An 18956-nucleotide genomic window follows, 5' to 3' on the forward strand; every position below is an offset into this window, starting at 1 on the left:
GCTTATTTCTCCGCCATCTTGGCCACGATACCAGCACTTTGCTCTTCAAGCACTTGTGTCTGTTTACGCGCCATGGATTGCAAGATTGAGTGCAGTACGGTCAACGGAATGGCCACGACCAGACCCAATACGGTGGTCACCAGGGCCATCGAGATACCGCCAGCCATTGATTTTGGATCGCCGGTACCCATCAGGGTGATCATCTGGAAGGTTTGAATCATACCCACAACGGTACCCAACAGACCCATCAACGGGGCAATCACATACAGCACTTTGATGAAGGACAGACCCGACTCCAATGGCGCAGTTTCACGCAAAATGGCTTCGTCGAGTTTCAACTCCATGGTCTCAATGTCAGAATCTGGGTTCTCGGTGTAGACCGACATGATGCGACCCAGGGCGTTGTTTTGGTTGGGTTGCTTCTTCTTCAGCTGGCTCTTGATCTTGCTGCCAGAAGACAACAACATGAAGAACTTGATCAAAGCAATGATCAAACCAAAAGCACCCAATGACAAGATCACGTAACCCACCGGGCCACCTTGCTTGATTTTGTCTTGCACACTGGGGGTTTGTACCACCAGCTGCAGAATCGTACCGCGGGTGTAATCAACCGGCACCTGGGACAGTTCACCTTGGGCGGTGCCAACAAAAGATTTCGCCATGTTGGCGTATTGGGCAGAAGGTTGTTTTTGCAAGCGTTGCAATTCGCCGCGACCGGTACCGGTACCGGCATCAGCCGCTGAACGCCAAACCAGGAAGTTACCGTTTGAATCAAACGCGTTGAAGGTACCCAGGCGCGTCACTTGTACATTTTCCTCAATCTCACCACGCTCATCACGGATGTTGGCGGTGAAGCGAGAAATTTTACCTTCTTCAATGATTTCACGTTGCATTTCAACCCACAGTTGACGCAACTCTTGGATGTTTGGCAATTTGGCTTGTGAAGCCAATTGGGTCAAGAACTCAACCCGGCCATCAATCTCGGCCGAAGTCATGGATTCTTCAATCGCACTGCGCAAGTCGCCAGCCAACACTTTAACGGTACCTTGCATTTCGCCCAAGTTACCAGAACGTTCAGCCAAGGTGGTTTCCAAATCGGCCAAGGTCAGCTCATTTTCATCAAAGGCGGTTTTCAGCTCTTCGGTGCGTCGCTCCAATGCGGCCAACTGGGCCCGCGCTTCAGACAACAAACGCGACTGTTGATCACGTTGGCGTTTGAATTCCGCTTCTCGTTGTTGGTTGGCTTGTGAGCTCTCAGTGGCAGCCCGTTGCACCACATTCAGCAGTTGGTCCAATGACATGTCCTGCGCTTGTGTGGCACCTGTGGTCAACAACCCAAGAGCCAATAATTTAATGATTTGCTTTCTCATGTCTTATTCTCCTGAAGTTTTGAATAGAATGGGCAAGCCAACCAGGTTAGGCGCAGCTTGTTTGGCGGCAATGCGAATGCCCTCTTTGATCGATGAGTTGAAACGATCAGGCAATTCTTCAAAACGTTTGGTTTGGGTGTTGTACCAACCAGATTTTTTCTCATCCAAAGTTTGGTACAGCAACGCGGTGCGTCCAATTTGCAAGAAATTGACATTCACGCCACCATCGATGTTGGCTTGGTAAGTCGATACCGATCGACCATAATCCAATTCGATTTGATAGGCTTCTGTCACTTTGCGGTATTTTTCTGAAGTGGTCACATTGGAAGCATTCAACATGTTTTCCAATTGGGTGACGCGGTTGATTCTTTCGTCCAGTCTGAAAGGCACATCAGCCTCAACGATTTTTCTCAACATATCAACCATTTCAATCACCATGGGTACCACGGCGCGGTTGGTTGATTCCAATTCAGTCATTTGTGCGTTCATCGACTGAATTTGCGAATTCTGGTCATTCACCACAGCTTCGAGCTGTTGGTTGTAAACGGTCAAACTTTCGATTTCAGAGAGAACGGTCCGGTATTGAACCAATAATTCTTCAGTTTGATCACTCATGCGATCAATGTTTCGTTGTGAACTTTCTGCGGCATTGTTGGTGTTGGTCACCACTTGCACAGCCGTTTGTAACTGGGCAAAACCTGCCATTGAAGTTACCATTAAAACCAAAACCACCAAAGACTTGGTGAACTTGGCCTTAGAAATTTGAGATATCAACATACCTTCCCTTCCAATTTTGTGTTTAAGAAAATGTGAGAACCCGGTAATTTTGCCAATTATTTCATGCATGAAGAGGCCAAAATTAAGTCCACACTCGACTTAGTGGTGAACAAGAATAACTGCCTTTTTTGAAAAATTAAAGTAATAATTACACAAAATTAAGATTTTTTTTGTTACCAATCAGAGGGCATTTTCTTTAAAATCCATGCACCACAAGGCTTTAGGGATCAATTGGCAAAAATGAAACAAAGTAAACTTTGGAAACATGTGGCAGCACTGCTCTACGACATTTTTCCTATTTTGGGCATTTTCCTCATCACGTCACTGTTTTTGGTTTTGCTCAGAGGGGGTGACGAAGTACAACCCGGTACCATCTGGTTGCAGCTGTTGTTGTTGATTGAAGTGTACTTATATTTCACTTACTCTTGGCTCAAAGGCGGACAAACTTTGGGCATGCGCGCCTGGAAACTGGGCATCCAAAATCACCACACCATGACTTGGGCCCAAGGCACCGCCCGTTTTTTGGTTGGCTTGTTATCCACCGCCTTGCTGGGAGCCGGCTTGTGGGCCCGGCGTTTTGATGTCGCTGGCCTGACTTGGATGGATCGGGTCTGTCAACGTCCGGTGATCAGTCTAGAGACCGAATGAATCCTGCGGAGATGGCTGGCGGTCACCACGCGTCAGCGACGCCAGCGACCCGATAAGCTGAACAGCAAGACGCTGATCAAGATCAAGGCCGGCACAGTGGTAATCAAGATCGGATTGACGTGGTACACCTCACCGAAGTTGAGCAGGGTTTTGTTGATCAGATAGACCACGATGCCAATCACCATGCCCACCACCAAGCGCTGAGCAAAGCCGCCAGACCTGATTTGCCCGAACAACACCATCACCCCACACAAGGCCGTGGCCATGACCAACAAGGGAAAGGCCATCTTTGACCAGCGGGCAATTTGATAGGAAGACTGCAACTGACCGGTACTGGCATTGAACTGTTCGAACTTTTTGATGTCTCTGATACTGAGGTACTTAGGCCGGGTGGTGCTGATGTTCAGTATTTCTGGCTGAATGCGGGAATCCCATCGTTGCTGCTCAATTTGTTGGGTGGTGACCCCGTGTTCGGCAAACACCGAAACCTGGAGACCACTGAGTGTCCATTGCTGATCGGCGAACACCGCCGTTTCGGCCTCAGACACCTGCACCAGTTTTTTGTCCTGCAACTCAAACACAGTGACATCAATCAATTCATAAGCACCGCTGGCTGAGCGGCGCATTTGGTTGGTGCGGAAGATCACGTCACCATCGCGCAACCAAATGGCATTGGCAGCCGAAGTGGCTTTGCCCTGCGAAATCTGCTCGTTGCGAAATTGTTGGGCCATTTGATCGCCCGCAGGACTGACATACTCCCCCATCAACACCACCAACACCAACCAGCAAGCCACGCTGAGCAGCACCGTACCGGCAATTCTCAATTTACTGACCCCCGTGGTCATCATCACCACCAGCTCAGAACCATTGGCCAGGGCTCCCAGTGAAACCACCACCGCCACCACCACACTGACTGGAAACAATTCATACACTTTGCTGGGAATGGTCAGCATCACATAAAAGAACACATCGCCCAAGGTATACACCGCAGTGATGTCGTTGAGCTCTTTGATCAAGTTGAACAACACATCGATGGCCAGCAACAACAACACCGCTAACAGCAGGCCGGCAGAAAAGGTTTTGAATATGTAACGGGACAGGATCGACATCAGGCTTTGGACCCCACCGTTTTGAGGGACAATTTGGGTCCATCATTTTTCAGCAAACGCCACAAACCATAACCGCCCAAGATCCCATATACCCACCACAAGCCCAATGACATGGGCAACTCGCCTTGCTCCAACAAGGAATGGCCAATGGTCAACAAATTGACCATGAAGGCGTAAGCCAAGATGCCAACCACTAAATTGATGAATTTGGCTTCGCGGTGAGAGGTTTTCGACAAGCCCACCGCCAACACAAACAAGGCCAACAACGAAAAGGCCGGACTCAAGCGCCAATGCAACTGCGCCTGATCAGTCACTGCATCGGATTGCAACAACTCAACGGTGGGCTTGGATTTTTCATCCAAGGCGGCAATTTGTTGATCCAGGTCGGGCAACTTGATGTCGTTGCGCTCAAACTGCATCATTTGATAGGCGTTGGTTCCCGGCACCCCTTCGTTGCGGTAGCCATTGAATAAGGCCACATATTTTTGGTCATTCTCTTCAAACTGATATCCGTATTCTGCGGTCAAGGTATCGATGCGGTCAGGGTGGTGGATGTTGGCAAAGACATTTTCCACCCGCTGTTGTTCGACATCCACTTTTTCGACAAAGATCACCCCTTCATCAGAAAAGAATTTCTGGAACTTGCCTTCGGTCAGACCCATCAATGAAATCTTTTCATTGGCTTGGGTGGTCAACTCTTTGGACAACCTGGCGGCTTCGGGCGCGATCACCAAGGACACCACCAGCATCAAACCAAACACCAACCACATCAGCGGTTGCAAGGCACGAAACAAATCTTTGCTGGACCAACCAACCGCATGCATCATCACCGCTTCTTGGTTGCGGTAGAGCTGACTCAGTGATACCAACACCCCCAGGTAAAACGACAAAGGAATCAAGATGGTCAACACATCCACCGAACGCAAACTCAATTCAATGAACAACAGCTCTGGTGGCAAGATGCCGCGGGCAATGGCCCGCAAGGTGGAGGTGAACAAAGTACCAATCATCAACAAGAACAACAACGACAACACCACCAGCGAAGTTCTGATGGTTTGTTTTCGTAAATAATTGGCCAGGATTTTCATGCAAGTTCCCAAAACAGTCGGCGCGTATTTTAACAGACTGCGGTGACACTTATCTGGGCATTTTTTCTTGTCCTTATATATAAGGTGTCTTTACCCCCATTCACAGACTTGACCAGCATGGCCCATGACCGCTGATTTTTCTCGGGTTTTTTTATGCCCACCGATGCCTTGCGGGCATTGTGTCTGCATCTGATAATGATTAAAATGGCCAGTTCGTCTAATTCTGGAGTTTCCTCAATGAAAATCAAAGCCACCCACCAAGCGATCCATGAATCAAAAGCCGACCATTTGCTCATCGGTCACTTTGAAAAAGCACCCACCAATGCCTTGATTGATCAATTGGGTGGCAACGCAGCGACTGATTTTGCAGCCAGAATCAAACAACAGGACTTCACCGGCAAGAGCGGCCAGTCCATCACATTGTATGTCGACAATGGCCCAGTGGTGGTGGTCGTGGGCTTGGGTAAAGCCGACAAACTCAGCCCCACCGGTTTGTATGAAGCGACCCACAAAGCCGTGGCCGCCTTGGCCAAATCACGGGCCGAAAAAGTCGGCAACTACCTGGCCTGTGTCGAATACGCACAAATTGATGCGGCCCAAGCAGTGAAGCTGGTGACCCTGGCTGCCGCTCATGCCGAATACCGATATGAAGACACCAAGGCCTTCAAAAAAGGCAACAAACACCACCTGAAAACCATGGAAGTCGCCATTGCAGAAAACCAGACTGAGTACTTGCAGCAAGCCGCTGCCATGGCTTCAGGCATCCAAGCCGCCAGACATTTGGGCAACAACCCGCCCAATATCTGCAACCCCAAATACATTGCCAAGTATGCCACCCGCATTGCCGAAGGCCACAAAAAATGCGAGATCAATGTGTTGAATCACAAACAAATGGAAAAAATGGGCATGGGCGCCTTGTTGGCTGTGGGCCAAGGCAGTCACAACAAATCCAAACTGGTGGTGTTGAAATACAATGGGGCTGATGCTGATCAAGCTCCCATCGCTTTGGTCGGCAAAGGCATCACCTTTGACACCGGCGGCATCTCTTTGAAACCGGGTCCCAACATGGATGAGATGAAGTATGACATGTGTGGTGCGGCCACCGTCATCGGCGCTTTTGTGGCGGCGGTTGAGTTGGGCTTGCCGATCAACTTGATGACCTTTGTACCGGCCGTTGAAAACATGCCAGACGGCAAATCCTACCGCCCCGGTGATGTCATCACTTCGTATTCCGGCAAAACCATTGAGGTATTGAACACCGATGCCGAAGGTCGCATGATTTTGTGTGACACCTTAACTTATGCCCAAGAATTCAAACCTTCGGTGTTGTTGGATTTCGCCACCCTGACCGGCGCTTGCGTGGTGGCTTTGGGTCACCAAGCCTCGGCGGTGATGACCAAAACCGACGGCTTGTTTGAAGACTTGAAAACCGCTGGTCTGCAAACCCATGACCGCGTGTGGGAGTTGCCGTTGTGGGATGAATACCAGAAACAACTGGACACCACCTTTGCCGACATGCAAAACATCGGTGGCTTCCCAGCCGGTACCATCACCGCAGGTTGTTTCCTGTCGCGCTTCACTGAAGGCCAAAACTGGGCCCATGTGGACATCGCCGGAACGGCCTGGAACAGCAAAAAAACAGGTGCCACCGGCCGACCGGTGGCGATGTTGGTGCAATACCTGATCAACGAAAGCAAAAAATAACCCGCCCGGCACACAGGGCCCGCATTGCAGAGAGTGAAATGATTGAGAAGTACGATCCGTCGCTGATTGAGTCCAAGTGGTATCAGCATTGGGAACAACAAGGATATTTCAAAGCCAACCAACAAGGAACTGGATCCTATTGCATCATGATCCCGCCACCCAATGTGACCGGTACTCTGCACATGGGTCACGCCTTTCAGGACACCATCATGGACACCCTGATTCGCTATCACCGCATGCAAGGCAAAAACACCTTGTGGCAACCCGGCACCGACCACGCCGGCATCGCCACCCAAATGGTGGTCGAACGCCAGCTGAATGCCCAAGGCACCTCGCGGGTTGAATTGGGTCGCGAAGCCTTTGTCGACAAAGTCTGGGAATGGAAAGAACAGTCTGGCAACACCATCACCCAACAGCTGCGGCGCATGGGCGCATCCCCAGATTGGTCACGCCAACGCTTCACCATGGACGACGGCTTGTCGGCCGCCGTGCTCAAAGTGTTTGTTGACTTGTACGAAGAAGGTCTGATTTACCGCGGCCAACGTCTGGTCAACTGGGACCCGACCTTGAACACCGCTTTGAGTGACCTGGAAGTCGAGTCAATTGAAGAAAATGGCTCCATGTGGCATTTCAAATACCCGGTGGCAGATGCCCAGGGACAAGCCACCAATGAACACCTCATCATCGCCACCACCCGTCCTGAAACCCTGTTGGGTGACACCGCCGTGGCGGTCAACCCAGCCGATGAGCGTTTCCAACACCTGATCGGTCAACAGGTGCTGTTGCCCTTGTGTGACCGTTTGATTCCCATCGTCGGTGATGAACACGCCGATCCGGAAAAAGGCACGGGTTGTGTGAAAATCACCCCGGCCCATGATTTCAATGACTACGAAGTGGGCCAACGACATGACTTGCCCATGATCAACGTCATGAACTTTGATGCCACCATCAACCACAACGCTCCTGAGCCATTCTGGGACATGCCCCGTTATGAGGCCCGCCAAGCCGTGGTCAAGGCCATGGAAGATCTGGGCCTGTTGGATGAGATCAAACCCCATGTATTGATGGTGCCGCGCGGCGATCGGTCGGGTGATGTGATCGAACCGATGTTGACCAACCAGTGGTACGTGGACGCCAAAACCCTGGCCGGCCCCGCCATCAAAGCGGTGGACAACGGTGACATCAAATTTGTCCCGGACAATTGGAAAAACACCTATTACGCCTGGATGAATGACATCCAGGATTGGTGCATCTCTCGCCAATTGTGGTGGGGGCACCGCATCCCGGCCTGGTATGACGAACAAGACAATTATTACGTGGGCCTGTCAGAAGCCGACGTGCGACACAAACACGGTTTGGATGAGACCGTCAAGCTGCGCCAGGACAACGATGTGTTGGACACCTGGTTCTCATCGGCCCTGTGGCCATTTGCCACCTTGGACTGGCCCGAGAACACTCAGGAGCTGCAAACTTATTACCCCACCAATGTGTTGGTAACCGGCTTTGACATCATCTTTTTCTGGGTGGCACGCATGATCATGATGGGTCTGAAATTCATGGGTGACGTGCCCTTCAAGGAGGTCTTCATCACTGGCTTGGTGCGTGATTCACATGGCCAGAAGATGTCCAAGTCCAAAGGCAATGTGTTGGATCCCATTGATCTGATCGATGGCATCACCCTGGAAGACTTGTTGGCCAAACGCACCCAAGGTTTGATGCAAGACCACACCAAAAAAGTGGATCACATCATCCAACTCACCAAAGAAGACTATCCCGATGGCATCAAAGCCTACGGTTGTGACGCCATGCGCTTCACCTTTGCCTCATTGGCCAGCACCGGCCGGGACATCAACTTCGACATGGGTCGGGTGGAAGGCTACCGCAATTTCTGTAACAAGATCTTCAATGCTTCGCGCTTCGTGTTCATGAACACCGAAGACCACCCGGCCCAAGCGTGGACCATGGACCAAGCCTCAACGGTGGAACAATGGATCGTTTCTCGCCTGCAACACACCATCGTCGAGTACCGCAAGCACATGGACCGCTATCGCCTGGATTTGGCCAGCCAAACGATTTATGACTTTTTCTGGAATGAGTACTGTGATTGGTTTTTGGAGCTGTCCAAGCCCTTGTTAAAAACCGCCATGAAGGCGCAAGTCCAAGGCACCTTGTTGTATGTGTTGGATCAGGCTTTGCGTTTGTTGCACCCGATCATGCCTTATGTGACCGAAGAAATCTGGCAAGCCGTCAAACCGCGTTTGAACTTGTCCGCTGAATCGATCATGATCAGCGAATTTCCAACGGCTGATGAGGCCTTGCGCAACCCATCAGCAGAAGCGGCCATTGAATGGATCAAAGGCTTCACTTTGGGGGTGCGACAAATCCGCGGTGAAATGAACATCCCACCCGCCAAAGCCCTGCCCGTGGTGGTGTCTCAAGTCAATCAGCAGGATCAAGACATGCTGGCTGCGCATGGTGAGTTGATTCAGAACATGGCCCGCCTGGAAGCGGTCACGGTGCTGTCTGCTGGGGCCGAAGAGCCAGCGGCAGCCACGGCTTTGTTGGGCGAAATGAAAATCTTGATTCCGTTGGCTGGTTTGATCGATGTGAACGAAGAAACCCAGCGCATTGAAAAACAGATGGGTAAAATTGAGCAAGAAATCAAACGCGCTCAAGGCAAGCTCAACAACGATAAATTCGTCAGCAAAGCACCGCCCCATTTGGTCGATGCCGAACGCGACAAATTACAGACCAACCAACAAGCTTTGTCCGAACTGCAAGAGCAGCTGGAAAAACTGCAGTCACTTTGAGGCCCATGCGGCCATGTATACCGGCCGGCCATGCTGGCCCAACGAACCCATGACCAGGCCCTCTGCGTGGAGGGCCTGTTAAAAAGCCATCACCTTGAGTACAATGTTTGACAGCGTACATTGGCGAACACCATGAAATTCATCTGCACAATCCTGTGGTCAGCAGCACTGACCCTCAGCACTTGGCAGGCCCGGGCGGCTTGTGCCGATGAGGTGCCCTATCCCCATGCCTCCTACCCAGAATTGACCATCAAAACCAGCCTGGGAGAGGTGGTGATAGAACTGGATCGCCAGCGGGCGCCACTGACTGTCAATCAATTCCTACACCATGTGCAAGACCAACGCTATGATGACAACCTGGTGCACCGGGTGGTCAAGGAGTATGTGGTGCAAACCGGTGCGTTCAACAGCGATTTGACCGCGGTGACCGGTTGCGGTCAACTGTTCAATGAGTCGGGCAACGGTTTGCCCAATGACCGCGGCACCCTGGCCATGGCCCGCTATGACGATCCCCATTCGGCCAACAGCAGTTTCTTCATCAACCTCAAAGACAACGCCAATCTGAACCCCAACCGCAAGACTTGGGGTTACACCGTTTTCGGTTATGTGGTCTCTGGCATGGATGTGGTCGATCAAATGGCGCAGCAAGCCACGGCTTATCACCCAGAGCTGGATGCCCCGGATGTACCCGTTAACCCCATTAAAATCATCAGTGTGAGGCTCAACCCATGACCCCTGATTTCATTCAATTTGATAAATCCGATCAACAAACCACCTTGTTCATTAGCGGTGAAGTGGACCTGTCCAACTCGGCTGAATTACGCAAAACCATCTTGGGCGCCTTGAAGACCACCGATTCAGTGAAAGTGAATTTATCGGGCGTTGATTACATCGATTCATCTGGCATTGCGGCCATGGTGGAAGGCTTGCAGTTTGCCAACAGCAACGGCAAAAAATTCAGCCTCACGGCACCCAGCCAGCAGGTCAACAGCATCTTGCGATTGGCCCGCCTCGACCAGGTGTTTGACATTGAGTAAGGTGCTGATTGAAAAAATCGAGCTGATCGGCATGTGGTCCTATCAGGCCATTGAGCGGGTGGGTTTTGCCATTCGCTTGTTCTGGGACAGTTTTTATTGGCTGATCATCGGCCGCCGCTACCAACAAAAAATCCGACTGCGGCAAGTGGTCGAACAAGTGCGGGTCAATGGCTTTGACGCCTTACCGATTGTTATGACTTTGGCCTTTGTGGTGGGCATGATGTTGTCAATCCAACTGCTCTATGCGCTGTCCGATTTTGGCGCCGAATCTCAAGTACTGCTGGCCATTGCCAAATCGGTGACCCGCGAATTTTCACCCTTGATCACCGGGGTGATCGTGGCCGGCCGATCGGGGGCCGCCATTGCCGCGCGCATTGGCTCACAAGTGGTGTCACAAGAAGTCGATGCCTTGAAAGTGATCGGCATCGTGCCGGTCCGCTACCTGGTGCTGCCGCCCTTATTGGGATTAATGATTTCGATGCCCCTGCTGGTGGTCAGCGCCGATGTGATGGCCATCTTTGGTGGCGCCATCTTCAGTGTCAGCAAATTGGACATGAGCATCAGCGCCTACATGGTTGAATCATTCAATGTGCTGATCGTCGGTGATGTGATGCAAGGCCTGATCAAAAGCGTGGTGTTTGGGGTCATCATTGTGTTGGTTGGGGCCACCACCGGATTTCACGTCACCGGCGGCGCCGAAGGGGTGGGTAAAGCCACCACCAGCGCCGTGGTGATATCCATCTCATTCATTGTACTGGCCGACATGATCGCCAGTTACTTCCTCACCCAGTGATGTCATGACCACAGATAACCACACCCCAGAAACCGTCATCTCAGTCAAACAACTGGTGACCCACTATGGCATGCGAAAAATCCTTGATGGCGTTGATATGGATGTCAAACGCGGTGAGATCCGGGTCATCATGGGCGGCAGTGGTTCGGGCAAGTCCACCCTGTTGTGGCACATCCTGGGATTGTATGAACCGACCAAGGGTGAAATCGAATTGTTGGGCCAGAACATCCACCAAATCAATTTCAACGACAATTTGAAACTGAAACAAAACATCGGGGTTTCATTCCAAAGCGGCGCGCTGTTTTCGTCCATGACGGTGGGGGAAAACGTGGCCTTGCCATTGCGTGAATTCACCGACTTGGATGAGAACACCATCCGCATCATTTCCCGCATGAAACTGGAAGTGGTCAACCTCGGCGGTTTCCACAAACTGATGCCGGCACAATTGTCTGGCGGCATGATCAAACGAGCAGCCCTGGCCCGGGCCATCGTGATGGATCCCAAGCTGCTGTTTTTCGATGAACCTTCTGCAGGACTGGACCCGGTGGTGGCCTCGGAAATTGATGACTTGATCCTGTCTTTGCGTGATACCATGGGCATGAGCATGGTGGTGGTGACCCATGAACTTGACAGTGCCTTTAAGATTGCGGATAAAATAACCGTCTTGGACAATGGCAAAAACCTGATCACGGGAACCGTCGAGGAAATACAACAGTCCGACAACAAACGGGTCATGGACTTACTGCAACGACGATCCCGGCATGATAAATTGAACCCGTCCGAATACCTCAAACGACTCACACAGGAAAATTACACGCTCTCATGAAAAGACACATCAGCAATTACTTTTGGGTCGGTTTATTCACTTTGGTGATATCCATATTCACCTTGTGGATCCTGGTCAAAATGACCGGCAAAGAAGCCGATGCCGTGGACTACCACAGCTACTATGCCAATGTGACCGGTTTGGGCTATGGCACCCCGGTGTATTTTGAGGGTTACCGCATTGGCCAGATTGAAGCCATCACCCCGGAATACAAACAAAGCAAGCTGGATTTTAAAGTGACTTACTCGGTGTTGAAAGAATGGAAAATCCCCAACGATTCCAGCGCCCAAATCAATTCCGCTGGGTTGTTGGCTGACATGTCAATCAACATCAAAGGCGGTGAATCAACCACCCATTTCAAACCCGGTGACACGGTGCCTGGACTGCCACCGGCGGATCTGTTCGCCCAGCTGGCCGGGGTTTCCGACAACATCACCGAAATTTCTGAAGAACAAGTCAAACCCATGTTGGAAATGTTGCATGAACGGCTGGACAGCATCACCGCACAAATTGATGATGGCCTGCCTGGCATCATGGACAACATCAACACCTCTACCACCGAGTTGAATCAACTGATGCAGTCTGCCAACAAGATTTTGAGCAATGAGAACACCGACAACATCGATGAATTCATTGCCAACCTGGCCAAGCTCACCGAACAAATGCAACTGTCGATTCAAACGCTTGATGAAGGCCTGACCAACATCAACAGCCTGGTCTCGGATGCCCGCGGCTTGATCTCGGCCGATGACTCGGAAATGGCTGACATCCTCAAAACCGCATCGCGCAGTATGTTGGCTTTGTCCAACAAATTGGACAGCATCACCAATGAAATCGAATCTGCCAGCATGAACCTCAATGAAGCCACCAACCTCATCAGGAAAAACCCCTCCAGTTTGATTTTTTCCAAGGAGCCTGACGTGGAGGACGATGACTTATGAACCGCCTGATCCTGACCTTGTTGGTGTGTTGTTTGACCCTGGCAGCCTGCAGCAATCAAAAAGCCCAAAGCAAAAAATACTTCCGACTGCCGGCAACGGCCCAGGCAGCCACTGCCGAGCCCAAGCCATTGACCTTGGTGATCAAGCGCCCCAAAGCACTGAGTGTGCTGGGTGGACGTCCCATGGTGGCCACCCAAGCGGATGGCTCACTGGTTCAACTCAGCCACCATTTCTGGTTGGAATCACCCAAAGTGTTGCTCCAAGACCACCTCAAACAATGGGCCACCGGGCGTTGGCAATCGGTCTCCACCCAAGTGCCGGCTCAAGCCGAACACCAAATCTTGGATGCCCGCATCCTGGCTTTCGAAAAAAACCAACAATTGGCTCAGGTCAGTTTGGAGTTCATGCTGTACGATGCGGACAATCGAATGCTGTTCAGTCGCCAATATGTGGTGCAGCACAACATCGACGGTGAAGGTTACCGGGCATTCAGTCGCGCCATGGGCCTGGCCGTCGATCAAATCCTTTCGCAGCTGGCCATGGACTTGATCGATGTTCAGTGAACGGCTGATCAACGAGCTGGGCTTGATCTCGCTGCGCTTGAAACAGCCGGTGCCGCACAATGCCCATGATTTGTTGGACCGCTTGAGTGATGAGACCCCAACAGCATCCGAGACAGCCACCGAAACAGCTCCCAAGTTGGATAAAAATGAATTCAGACTGTTGGTGAAAATGCTGCAAGCCATCGGCCATGATTGCCAATACGACGCCATGACTTATGACGGGTCGGTGGTGACTTATCAACACCCCAAGAAAACCTTGGTGTTTGACGACATCAAACGGGCAGACGATGCCCAAATCATGAACCTCACTCGTTTGGCCGACTTGTTGCTGGATGACTCATTGAAACGCCCAGTTTGGGAAAAACTCAAGTCCTTGCGGTAGTCCCTCATGATGCGCGACCACCTGTTTCATAAACAACTGGGAGCCGACATGAATTTCCGCTGGCGGGGCGGCGACGTGTCTCGGATTGAAGCCTTTGCCGACGGCATTTTTGCCATCACCATCACGCTGTTGATTGTGGCAAGCGCCTCCACTTACGGGTTTTATGACATGTGGTTGATGGTCCGTGATTTGCCGGCCTTCTTGCTCAGCTTTGCGTTCATCATGTATGCCTGGCTGGAGCATTACTTGTTTTTCCGCCGTTATGGCATGGCCGATGGACTGACCTTGTTGTTCAACGCCCTGTTTTTGTTTTTGGTCATGTTCCTGGCTTATCCATTGAAACTGCTCAGCACCTTTTTGTGGTACCTGATCATCGGCGAACCGGTGGCGCCCTTGTTTGCCATTCCCGACCACATCGACTGGACAATGAGCAATTTGGATCAGCGCATGTACATGATGTATTTCTATGGCGCGGCCATCATTGGCGTGTTCGGCACCTTGTTGTGCATGCACTTGAATGCCCACCGCCAACGGGCACCTCTGGAGCTGGATGCCATTGAATTGACCAGCACCAAACAATCCATCACGCACCATTTGGTTTCGACCTTAATCGCAGTGGCCTCAGTCACCACTTTGGCATTGACCCAAAATCCCGGCATCTCTGGTGTGATTTATTTCCTGATGCCCACTTTGCACCCTTTGGTCAGTTATTTTTTCATCAAGCGGATCAATCATTTGAAGGATGCCCAAAGATGAAGCCAAGCCGTGCTGCACGGGTTACTGCAGCCAATCACAACATGATAGAATGCCAGCCATGAAATTCATATCTTTGTGCGCGGCTTGCTGCCTGCTTACCCTGCCGGTTTGGGCCAATGAGGACGCCGATGAACACCTGTATGATGGCATCGATTACCGCTGGTACTGGAATGCCAACCTCGGCATCGTGGTGCCAGATGATGACATCCGCTTGAATGAAGCCCAGGTGATCGATTTCCGGGTGGGTAAGCACTTCACTGAAAATTGGGCCATGGAATTTGAGGTGATGCGTGATGAGTACGATTTCGACATTGATTTTGACCTGAAACACTATGCCGCAGGATTCAATTTCATTTACACCAACCACGACCCCTTGTGGAAGCCCTATTTTCTGGTCGGTGTGGGTGGCATCTATTCGGATTCTCGTTTTCCAGACACCCAGGATGCCGACTTAATCGTCAATTTGGCGGTCGGCGGTTCCTGGTATTTCACCGGTCACGGGGTGCGCATTCGGGCCGAAGCCCGGTCTCGACTGGACACCAATGATTCAGATTTACCCGGTCAAGATGGCTTTGGTGATGGCCAGTTCACCATCGGCATCATCGTGCCCATCGGCGATTAGCCCGCCCTCACAAGAACGGCAACAACCAACCACTGCGTTTTTTGTAATCTGCCCAACCGGGATGGCGGGACAAGCTCTGCTCTTTGGCCACCATGTTCGGCACGAACACCAACAACCAGACGGCGCCCAAAATCAAAGCCGCCGCCCAATGCCAGACCAGCAAGCCAAAGGCCCCATAGATCATGATTTCACCCAAATAATTGGGGTGACGGATGTATTTGTGGATGCCATCTGCAATCAATCCGGCTTGTAAGCGCAGGGTGTGGTATTTTTGCGCATCGGCGGCAATCATAATCACACAACCCAACAAACACAAAGTGATGCAAATGGCCAACCAGATCGGCTCAGCCAAGGGGTAGGCTGGCGTTTGTGGCTGGCTGATCAACAGCCAGGCCAGCACCCAATACCAAAACAACACCCCAATAAAGGCCATCAGTCCACCACCTATGGTCACCCGCCGCTGCCAACTGGCATCCGGAAAGGCCAGGTCTTTGAGCAACCAAACCAAGCCATAACCACCATGCAACGCCAAATAAACATAAGCGACGGTGCTGTGGTTTTGGAAATAAAACATCAGGGCCAGCACCACCCACAAGGTACCGGCTTTTTGGAAGTTGATCACCCAGGCCAATTTCCAGGGTTTGGGACCACCGAGGAAATCAGTGGTCAAGTGGTCTGCCAAGCGCTTCAAAAACATCAACATGACCTTGAGTTTACCCGGTCAAAACAGAGATTTCAAAGCTGCGGCCGCATAAGGTTGCATGGTGTCGTATTGCCGTGCTTGCAGCTTTAACACCCATGCGGGGTCTTGCAACAAGCTGCGACCCACCGCCACCAGGTCAATGTGTCCATCGGCCAGCCATTGTTCCAGCAATGCGAAATGACTGGCATCCGCATTCGACTGCGCGGCCATGCCGCGTTGTTCCTCATCGACAAAACCACCGGCCAAGCCGACACTGCCGACCGTGATGGTCGGTTTACCGGTCAAGCGTTTGGTCCAGCCAGCCAGATTCAGCGCTGAACCTTCGAACTCAGGTTCCCAAAACCGCCGGGTTGAACAATGGAACACATCCACCCCGGCGTCCACCAAAGGTGCCAGAAAGCGCTCCAATTCTGCCGGGTTGGTGGCCAAACGGGCGTGGTAGTCTTGCAGCTTCCACTGTGAAAAACGCAGCACGATGGGAAAATCAGCGCCCACCGCATGGCGCATGGCTGCAATCAACTCAACGGCAAAGCGGGTGCGCCCGACCAAGTCACCACCATAATGATCGGTGCGCAGATTGGTTTTGTGCCAAAAGAATTGATCCAATAAATAACCATGTGCACCATGAATTTCAACCCCATCAAAGCCCAGAATCTGGGCCTGACGTGCACTGTCGACAAAGGCCTCAATCACCTGTTCGATGTCCTGATGGGTCATGGCCACACCATTGGGCCGATTGGGTGACAACAGGCCCGAAGGGCTGTAGGCTGGCACCGACTCATCGGGTTGCAAACAATCTTTGCGCACCCCACCCACATGCCACAATTGCGGGATGATTTTACCGCCTTCGGCGTGCACCGCTTCGACCACTTGTTGCCAGCCGGCCAAGGCCTTTTCGCCATGAAAAAAAGGCACATTGGGATAGCCATTGGCACCCGGGTGTCCGACACAGGTGCCTTCAGTGATGATCAAACCCACGGCGTTTGCTGCCCGCCTACGATAATAAGCCACGTTGCTGGCATTGGGCACATGGCCCGGTGAAAAACTGCGCGTCATGGGCGCCATCACCAAACGATTTTCGGTGGACAAAGACCCCAGTTGCCAGGGTTGGAACAAAGCCGAGCTCATTTGGCCAATTGCTGACACAACTTGATCAGCGCATCCAGGGCTTTGGCGATGTGGGCCTTGGTTATGTCATCGGTCAAATCACCCTGCTCATTGAATTTACTGCTGGCCTGGCCAATCATCACTTCGGGTTTGTTGACGATCACCGAATTCATGAACACCAAAATTTGGCGCAAATGGTATTGGCTGCGGGCTGTGCCCAGGCCAGGACTGGCCCCCATGATGGACAGGGCTTTGCCGTTGAACGCCTGGTTTTCAACCCGAGAGAACCAATCGATGGCGTTTTTCAGCACCCCGGATACGGAATAATTGTATTCAGGCGAAGCCAGCACCAAAGCATCGGCTTGGGCCAGTTGCTCGTGTGCAGTCTGTACCGCAGCGGGTATGCCTTGGTCGTTCAAATCTTGGTCATACAAGGGGAAGCCGCTGATGTCCACTTCACAAAATGTGATGTCCTTTGCCGCCAATACGGTGTTCACATGGCGTAAGATGCCGCGGTGGGTTGAGTTTTTTCTGAGACTGCCTGAGATGCCAGCAATGATCATGTGGGTTCCTGTTTGAAATGCAGCCATTATAGCTGGCCACAGTGAAAATCCCGTCACGGAAATCTGTGGTTTTGATTCAACCCGGCGCCCGTGGCTGGTAAGATAATGGTGAGTGTGTTGAGGAAAAGAACATGAACAATGGTGTGATGAATAGATGCATGGGCCTGTGGTTCATCTGCATGGTGCCGCTGGGCAGCCTGGCACAAGAATACAGTTATGTTTGGGCCAACCAATACCCGGCTTTGGCCGATCCCGAAATGGTGTGTTGCTATGATTTCGATGGCGACCAGCAGCTGGATGATTTCAACGGCGGTGTGATGCTGTCTTTACAAAGCCTGGTGTCTGAAGATTTTCAAGCCCTGGCTGATCAGCGAATCATCGACAACGCCCATGTGCGGGTGTGGCGCTGGGACCAATTGCCCGCCAGTGACGGGTCGGTGTCGTTGAGTATTCTGTTGGGGGATGTGAGCCAACCCAGGCCTGTCTTTGGCCGACCGCAGAGGTGGCCTGACCCAAGTGTTCATTGACCCGGCAGCAACCAGCCAATTCACCGGCACCATGACGGCCGGCGCCATCGATTTGTATGCTGAATCCTCGGTGTCGTTGTTTTTTGTGCCTTTGTTGGCCGCACAAATCAACACCCGCCTGCCGCAAGGCACCGTAGGCGCGGCCTTCAATGTGCCGCTGAATGAAGCCCGCATCAGGGGACAATTGGAACAAAACGAACCGGGTTGCCAAGGGGTGTGCAGTGACACTTTGATGGGCACCGATCCGGCCATTTTGGGGGCCCTGGAAATCAGTGGCTTGATCCATCATGCCGATGAGATGGATGCCTTGAACGAGGTTGCCGCCCAGTGCACCTGTGCCGGCATGGATCCCCAATTGCCGTTGATTGATTATGTGGAGGACAACCAAGGTCTGACTTTTTCCTGTAATTACACCGAGTTGGATGAAACCCTTTGTGATGACACCATTCCATTTTGTCAAACGATCGAAAGCCCCTGTGATTTCGCCGCCTTACTGGGCAGCTTTTATGATCAAGACACCAATGACAATGCCGTGACTGACAGCAAGTCGGTGGGCGGTTTGTTGGGCATTGCTGGGGCCACGGTCACGGGTGTGGAAGATTTGATATTTGCCGATGATTTCGATTGATT

The 18956-nt window shown here is 51.8% G+C and carries 21 protein-coding genes; 14 read left to right on the forward strand and 7 right to left on the reverse strand.

The window, feature by feature from the left end:
• Positions 1-2 precede the first annotated feature (2 nt).
• On the reverse strand, positions 3-1370 hold the full coding sequence (locus K7G70_RS02825; protein WP_223787085.1) for a MotA/TolQ/ExbB proton channel family protein: 1368 nt from the start codon (positions 1368-1370) through the stop codon (positions 3-5).
• Between the two features lie 3 nt (positions 1371-1373).
• A complete protein-coding gene (locus K7G70_RS02830) occupies positions 1374-2216 on the reverse strand; it encodes a DUF3450 domain-containing protein (RefSeq protein WP_348525068.1) in 843 nt (280 codons plus the stop codon).
• A gap of 171 nt (positions 2217-2387) precedes the next feature.
• On the opposite strand from K7G70_RS02830, the gene K7G70_RS02835 reads away from it, so the two are divergent.
• The gene (locus tag K7G70_RS02835; RefSeq protein ID WP_223787087.1) at positions 2388-2795 is read left to right on the forward strand and encodes an RDD family protein; all 408 of its coding nucleotides are present in this window, start codon (positions 2388-2390) and stop codon (positions 2793-2795) included.
• A 32-nt stretch (positions 2796-2827) separates the two neighbouring features.
• Here the strand turns inward: K7G70_RS02835 and lptG are convergent, their stop codons facing one another.
• Together lptG and lptF are read right to left on the reverse strand one after the other, a co-directional pair.
• The gene (gene lptG, locus K7G70_RS02840; protein WP_223787088.1) at positions 2828-3904 is read right to left on the reverse strand and encodes an LPS export ABC transporter permease LptG; all 1077 of its coding nucleotides are present in this window, start codon (positions 3902-3904) and stop codon (positions 2828-2830) included.
• Entirely contained in the window at positions 3904-4992 is a 1089-nt protein-coding gene (gene lptF / locus K7G70_RS02845; RefSeq protein WP_223787089.1) for an LPS export ABC transporter permease LptF, read from the reverse strand. The genes lptG and lptF overlap by 1 nt, the downstream gene beginning before the upstream one ends.
• Positions 4993-5229: 237 nt before the next feature.
• Between lptF and K7G70_RS02850 the strand changes: the two genes are divergently transcribed.
• The 11 genes from K7G70_RS02850 (at position 5230) to K7G70_RS02900 (ending at position 15426) form a co-directional block, all read left to right on the forward strand.
• Positions 5230-6696, forward strand: coding sequence for a leucyl aminopeptidase (locus tag K7G70_RS02850; RefSeq protein ID WP_223787090.1), 1467 nt, complete (start codon positions 5230-5232; stop codon positions 6694-6696).
• A 38-nt stretch (positions 6697-6734) separates the two neighbouring features.
• On the forward strand, positions 6735-9506 hold the full coding sequence (locus K7G70_RS02855; protein WP_223787091.1) for a valine--tRNA ligase: 2772 nt from the start codon (positions 6735-6737) through the stop codon (positions 9504-9506).
• A 132-nt stretch (positions 9507-9638) separates the two neighbouring features.
• Complete coding sequence (locus K7G70_RS02860; RefSeq protein ID WP_223787092.1) at positions 9639-10238, forward strand: peptidylprolyl isomerase; 600 nt, start codon at positions 9639-9641, stop codon at positions 10236-10238.
• Positions 10235-10543 (forward strand): STAS domain-containing protein, encoded by a 309-nt coding sequence (locus K7G70_RS02865; protein WP_223787093.1) that lies wholly within the window; start codon positions 10235-10237, stop codon positions 10541-10543. Before K7G70_RS02860 ends, K7G70_RS02865 begins: the two co-directional genes overlap by 4 nt.
• Position 10544: 1 nt before the next feature.
• Positions 10545-11336, forward strand: a complete 792-nt coding sequence (locus K7G70_RS02870) for an MlaE family ABC transporter permease (RefSeq protein ID WP_223787470.1) — start codon at positions 10545-10547, stop codon at positions 11334-11336.
• Positions 11337-11340: 4 nt separating this feature from the next.
• The gene (locus K7G70_RS02875) at positions 11341-12162 is read left to right on the forward strand and encodes an ABC transporter ATP-binding protein (RefSeq protein WP_223787094.1); all 822 of its coding nucleotides are present in this window, start codon (positions 11341-11343) and stop codon (positions 12160-12162) included.
• Positions 12159-13103, forward strand: coding sequence for an MlaD family protein (locus tag K7G70_RS02880; RefSeq protein WP_223787095.1), 945 nt, complete (start codon positions 12159-12161; stop codon positions 13101-13103). The genes K7G70_RS02875 and K7G70_RS02880 overlap by 4 nt, the downstream gene beginning before the upstream one ends.
• Complete coding sequence (locus K7G70_RS02885; RefSeq protein ID WP_223787096.1) at positions 13100-13666, forward strand: ABC-type transport auxiliary lipoprotein family protein; 567 nt, start codon at positions 13100-13102, stop codon at positions 13664-13666. Before K7G70_RS02880 ends, K7G70_RS02885 begins: the two co-directional genes overlap by 4 nt.
• Positions 13656-14048: a hypothetical protein gene (locus tag K7G70_RS02890; RefSeq protein ID WP_223787097.1), complete on the forward strand. Its 393-nt coding sequence runs from the start codon at positions 13656-13658 to the stop codon at positions 14046-14048. The genes K7G70_RS02885 and K7G70_RS02890 overlap by 11 nt, the downstream gene beginning before the upstream one ends.
• A gap of 48 nt (positions 14049-14096) precedes the next feature.
• A complete protein-coding gene (locus K7G70_RS02895; protein ID WP_223787098.1) occupies positions 14097-14804 on the forward strand; it encodes a DUF1211 domain-containing protein in 708 nt (235 codons plus the stop codon).
• Positions 14805-14862: 58 nt separating this feature from the next.
• Complete coding sequence (locus tag K7G70_RS02900) at positions 14863-15426, forward strand: outer membrane beta-barrel protein (RefSeq protein WP_223787099.1); 564 nt, start codon at positions 14863-14865, stop codon at positions 15424-15426.
• 7 nt (positions 15427-15433) lie between these two features.
• On the opposite strand, the gene K7G70_RS02905 is transcribed toward K7G70_RS02900, so the two are convergent.
• From K7G70_RS02905 to K7G70_RS02915, 3 genes are read right to left on the reverse strand one after another with little or no spacing between them, the layout of a single operon-like run.
• Complete coding sequence (locus K7G70_RS02905; protein WP_223787100.1) at positions 15434-16129, reverse strand: methyltransferase family protein; 696 nt, start codon at positions 16127-16129, stop codon at positions 15434-15436.
• 18 nt (positions 16130-16147) lie between these two features.
• Entirely contained in the window at positions 16148-17257 is a 1110-nt protein-coding gene (locus K7G70_RS02910; protein ID WP_223787101.1) for an NADH:flavin oxidoreductase, read from the reverse strand.
• A complete protein-coding gene (locus K7G70_RS02915; RefSeq protein ID WP_223787102.1) occupies positions 17254-17799 on the reverse strand; it encodes an NADPH-dependent FMN reductase in 546 nt (181 codons plus the stop codon). The genes K7G70_RS02910 and K7G70_RS02915 overlap by 4 nt, the downstream gene beginning before the upstream one ends.
• Before the next feature lie 131 nt (positions 17800-17930).
• Here K7G70_RS02915 and K7G70_RS02920 point away from each other — a divergent pair, with 131 nt between their 5' ends.
• Both K7G70_RS02920 and K7G70_RS02925 read left to right on the forward strand, forming a co-directional pair.
• Positions 17931-18326 carry a hypothetical protein gene (locus tag K7G70_RS02920; RefSeq protein ID WP_223787103.1) on the forward strand — a complete coding sequence of 132 codons (396 nt, stop codon included), beginning with the start codon at positions 17931-17933 and terminating at the stop codon, positions 18324-18326.
• Positions 18286-18954, forward strand: a complete 669-nt coding sequence (locus tag K7G70_RS02925) for a hypothetical protein (RefSeq protein WP_223787104.1) — start codon at positions 18286-18288, stop codon at positions 18952-18954. Before K7G70_RS02920 ends, K7G70_RS02925 begins: the two co-directional genes overlap by 41 nt.
• Positions 18955-18956 lie beyond the last annotated feature (2 nt).

The sequence above is a fragment of the Marinicella meishanensis genome (genome assembly GCF_019931145.1).
In the GTDB taxonomy this organism is placed as follows: domain Bacteria; phylum Pseudomonadota; class Gammaproteobacteria; order Xanthomonadales; family Marinicellaceae; genus Marinicella; species Marinicella meishanensis.

Bases quoted from the DNA above. Each gene is read 5' to 3' on its own strand.
- K7G70_RS02825 (WP_223787085.1), bottom strand. From the start codon at position 1,370: ATGAGAAAGCAAATCATTAAATTATTGGCTCTTGGGTTGTTGACCACA.
- K7G70_RS02830 (WP_348525068.1), bottom strand. From the start codon at position 2,216: ATGCATGAAATAATTGGCAAAATTACCGGGTTCTCACATTTTCTTAAA.
- K7G70_RS02835 (WP_223787087.1), top strand. From the start codon at position 2,388: ATGAAACAAAGTAAACTTTGGAAACATGTGGCAGCACTGCTCTACGAC.
- lptG (WP_223787088.1), bottom strand. From the start codon at position 3,904: ATGTCGATCCTGTCCCGTTACATATTCAAAACCTTTTCTGCCGGCCTG.
- lptF (WP_223787089.1), bottom strand. From the start codon at position 4,992: ATGAAAATCCTGGCCAATTATTTACGAAAACAAACCATCAGAACTTCG.
- K7G70_RS02850 (WP_223787090.1), top strand. From the start codon at position 5,230: ATGAAAATCAAAGCCACCCACCAAGCGATCCATGAATCAAAAGCCGAC.
- K7G70_RS02855 (WP_223787091.1), top strand. From the start codon at position 6,735: ATGATTGAGAAGTACGATCCGTCGCTGATTGAGTCCAAGTGGTATCAG.
- K7G70_RS02860 (WP_223787092.1), top strand. From the start codon at position 9,639: ATGAAATTCATCTGCACAATCCTGTGGTCAGCAGCACTGACCCTCAGC.
- K7G70_RS02865 (WP_223787093.1), top strand. From the start codon at position 10,235: ATGACCCCTGATTTCATTCAATTTGATAAATCCGATCAACAAACCACC.
- K7G70_RS02875 (WP_223787094.1), top strand. From the start codon at position 11,341: ATGACCACAGATAACCACACCCCAGAAACCGTCATCTCAGTCAAACAA.
- K7G70_RS02880 (WP_223787095.1), top strand. From the start codon at position 12,159: ATGAAAAGACACATCAGCAATTACTTTTGGGTCGGTTTATTCACTTTG.
- K7G70_RS02885 (WP_223787096.1), top strand. From the start codon at position 13,100: ATGAACCGCCTGATCCTGACCTTGTTGGTGTGTTGTTTGACCCTGGCA.
- K7G70_RS02890 (WP_223787097.1), top strand. From the start codon at position 13,656: ATGTTCAGTGAACGGCTGATCAACGAGCTGGGCTTGATCTCGCTGCGC.
- K7G70_RS02895 (WP_223787098.1), top strand. From the start codon at position 14,097: ATGAATTTCCGCTGGCGGGGCGGCGACGTGTCTCGGATTGAAGCCTTT.
- K7G70_RS02900 (WP_223787099.1), top strand. From the start codon at position 14,863: ATGAAATTCATATCTTTGTGCGCGGCTTGCTGCCTGCTTACCCTGCCG.
- K7G70_RS02905 (WP_223787100.1), bottom strand. From the start codon at position 16,129: ATGTTGATGTTTTTGAAGCGCTTGGCAGACCACTTGACCACTGATTTC.
- K7G70_RS02910 (WP_223787101.1), bottom strand. From the start codon at position 17,257: ATGAGCTCGGCTTTGTTCCAACCCTGGCAACTGGGGTCTTTGTCCACC.
- K7G70_RS02915 (WP_223787102.1), bottom strand. From the start codon at position 17,799: ATGATCATTGCTGGCATCTCAGGCAGTCTCAGAAAAAACTCAACCCAC.
- K7G70_RS02920 (WP_223787103.1), top strand. From the start codon at position 17,931: ATGAACAATGGTGTGATGAATAGATGCATGGGCCTGTGGTTCATCTGC.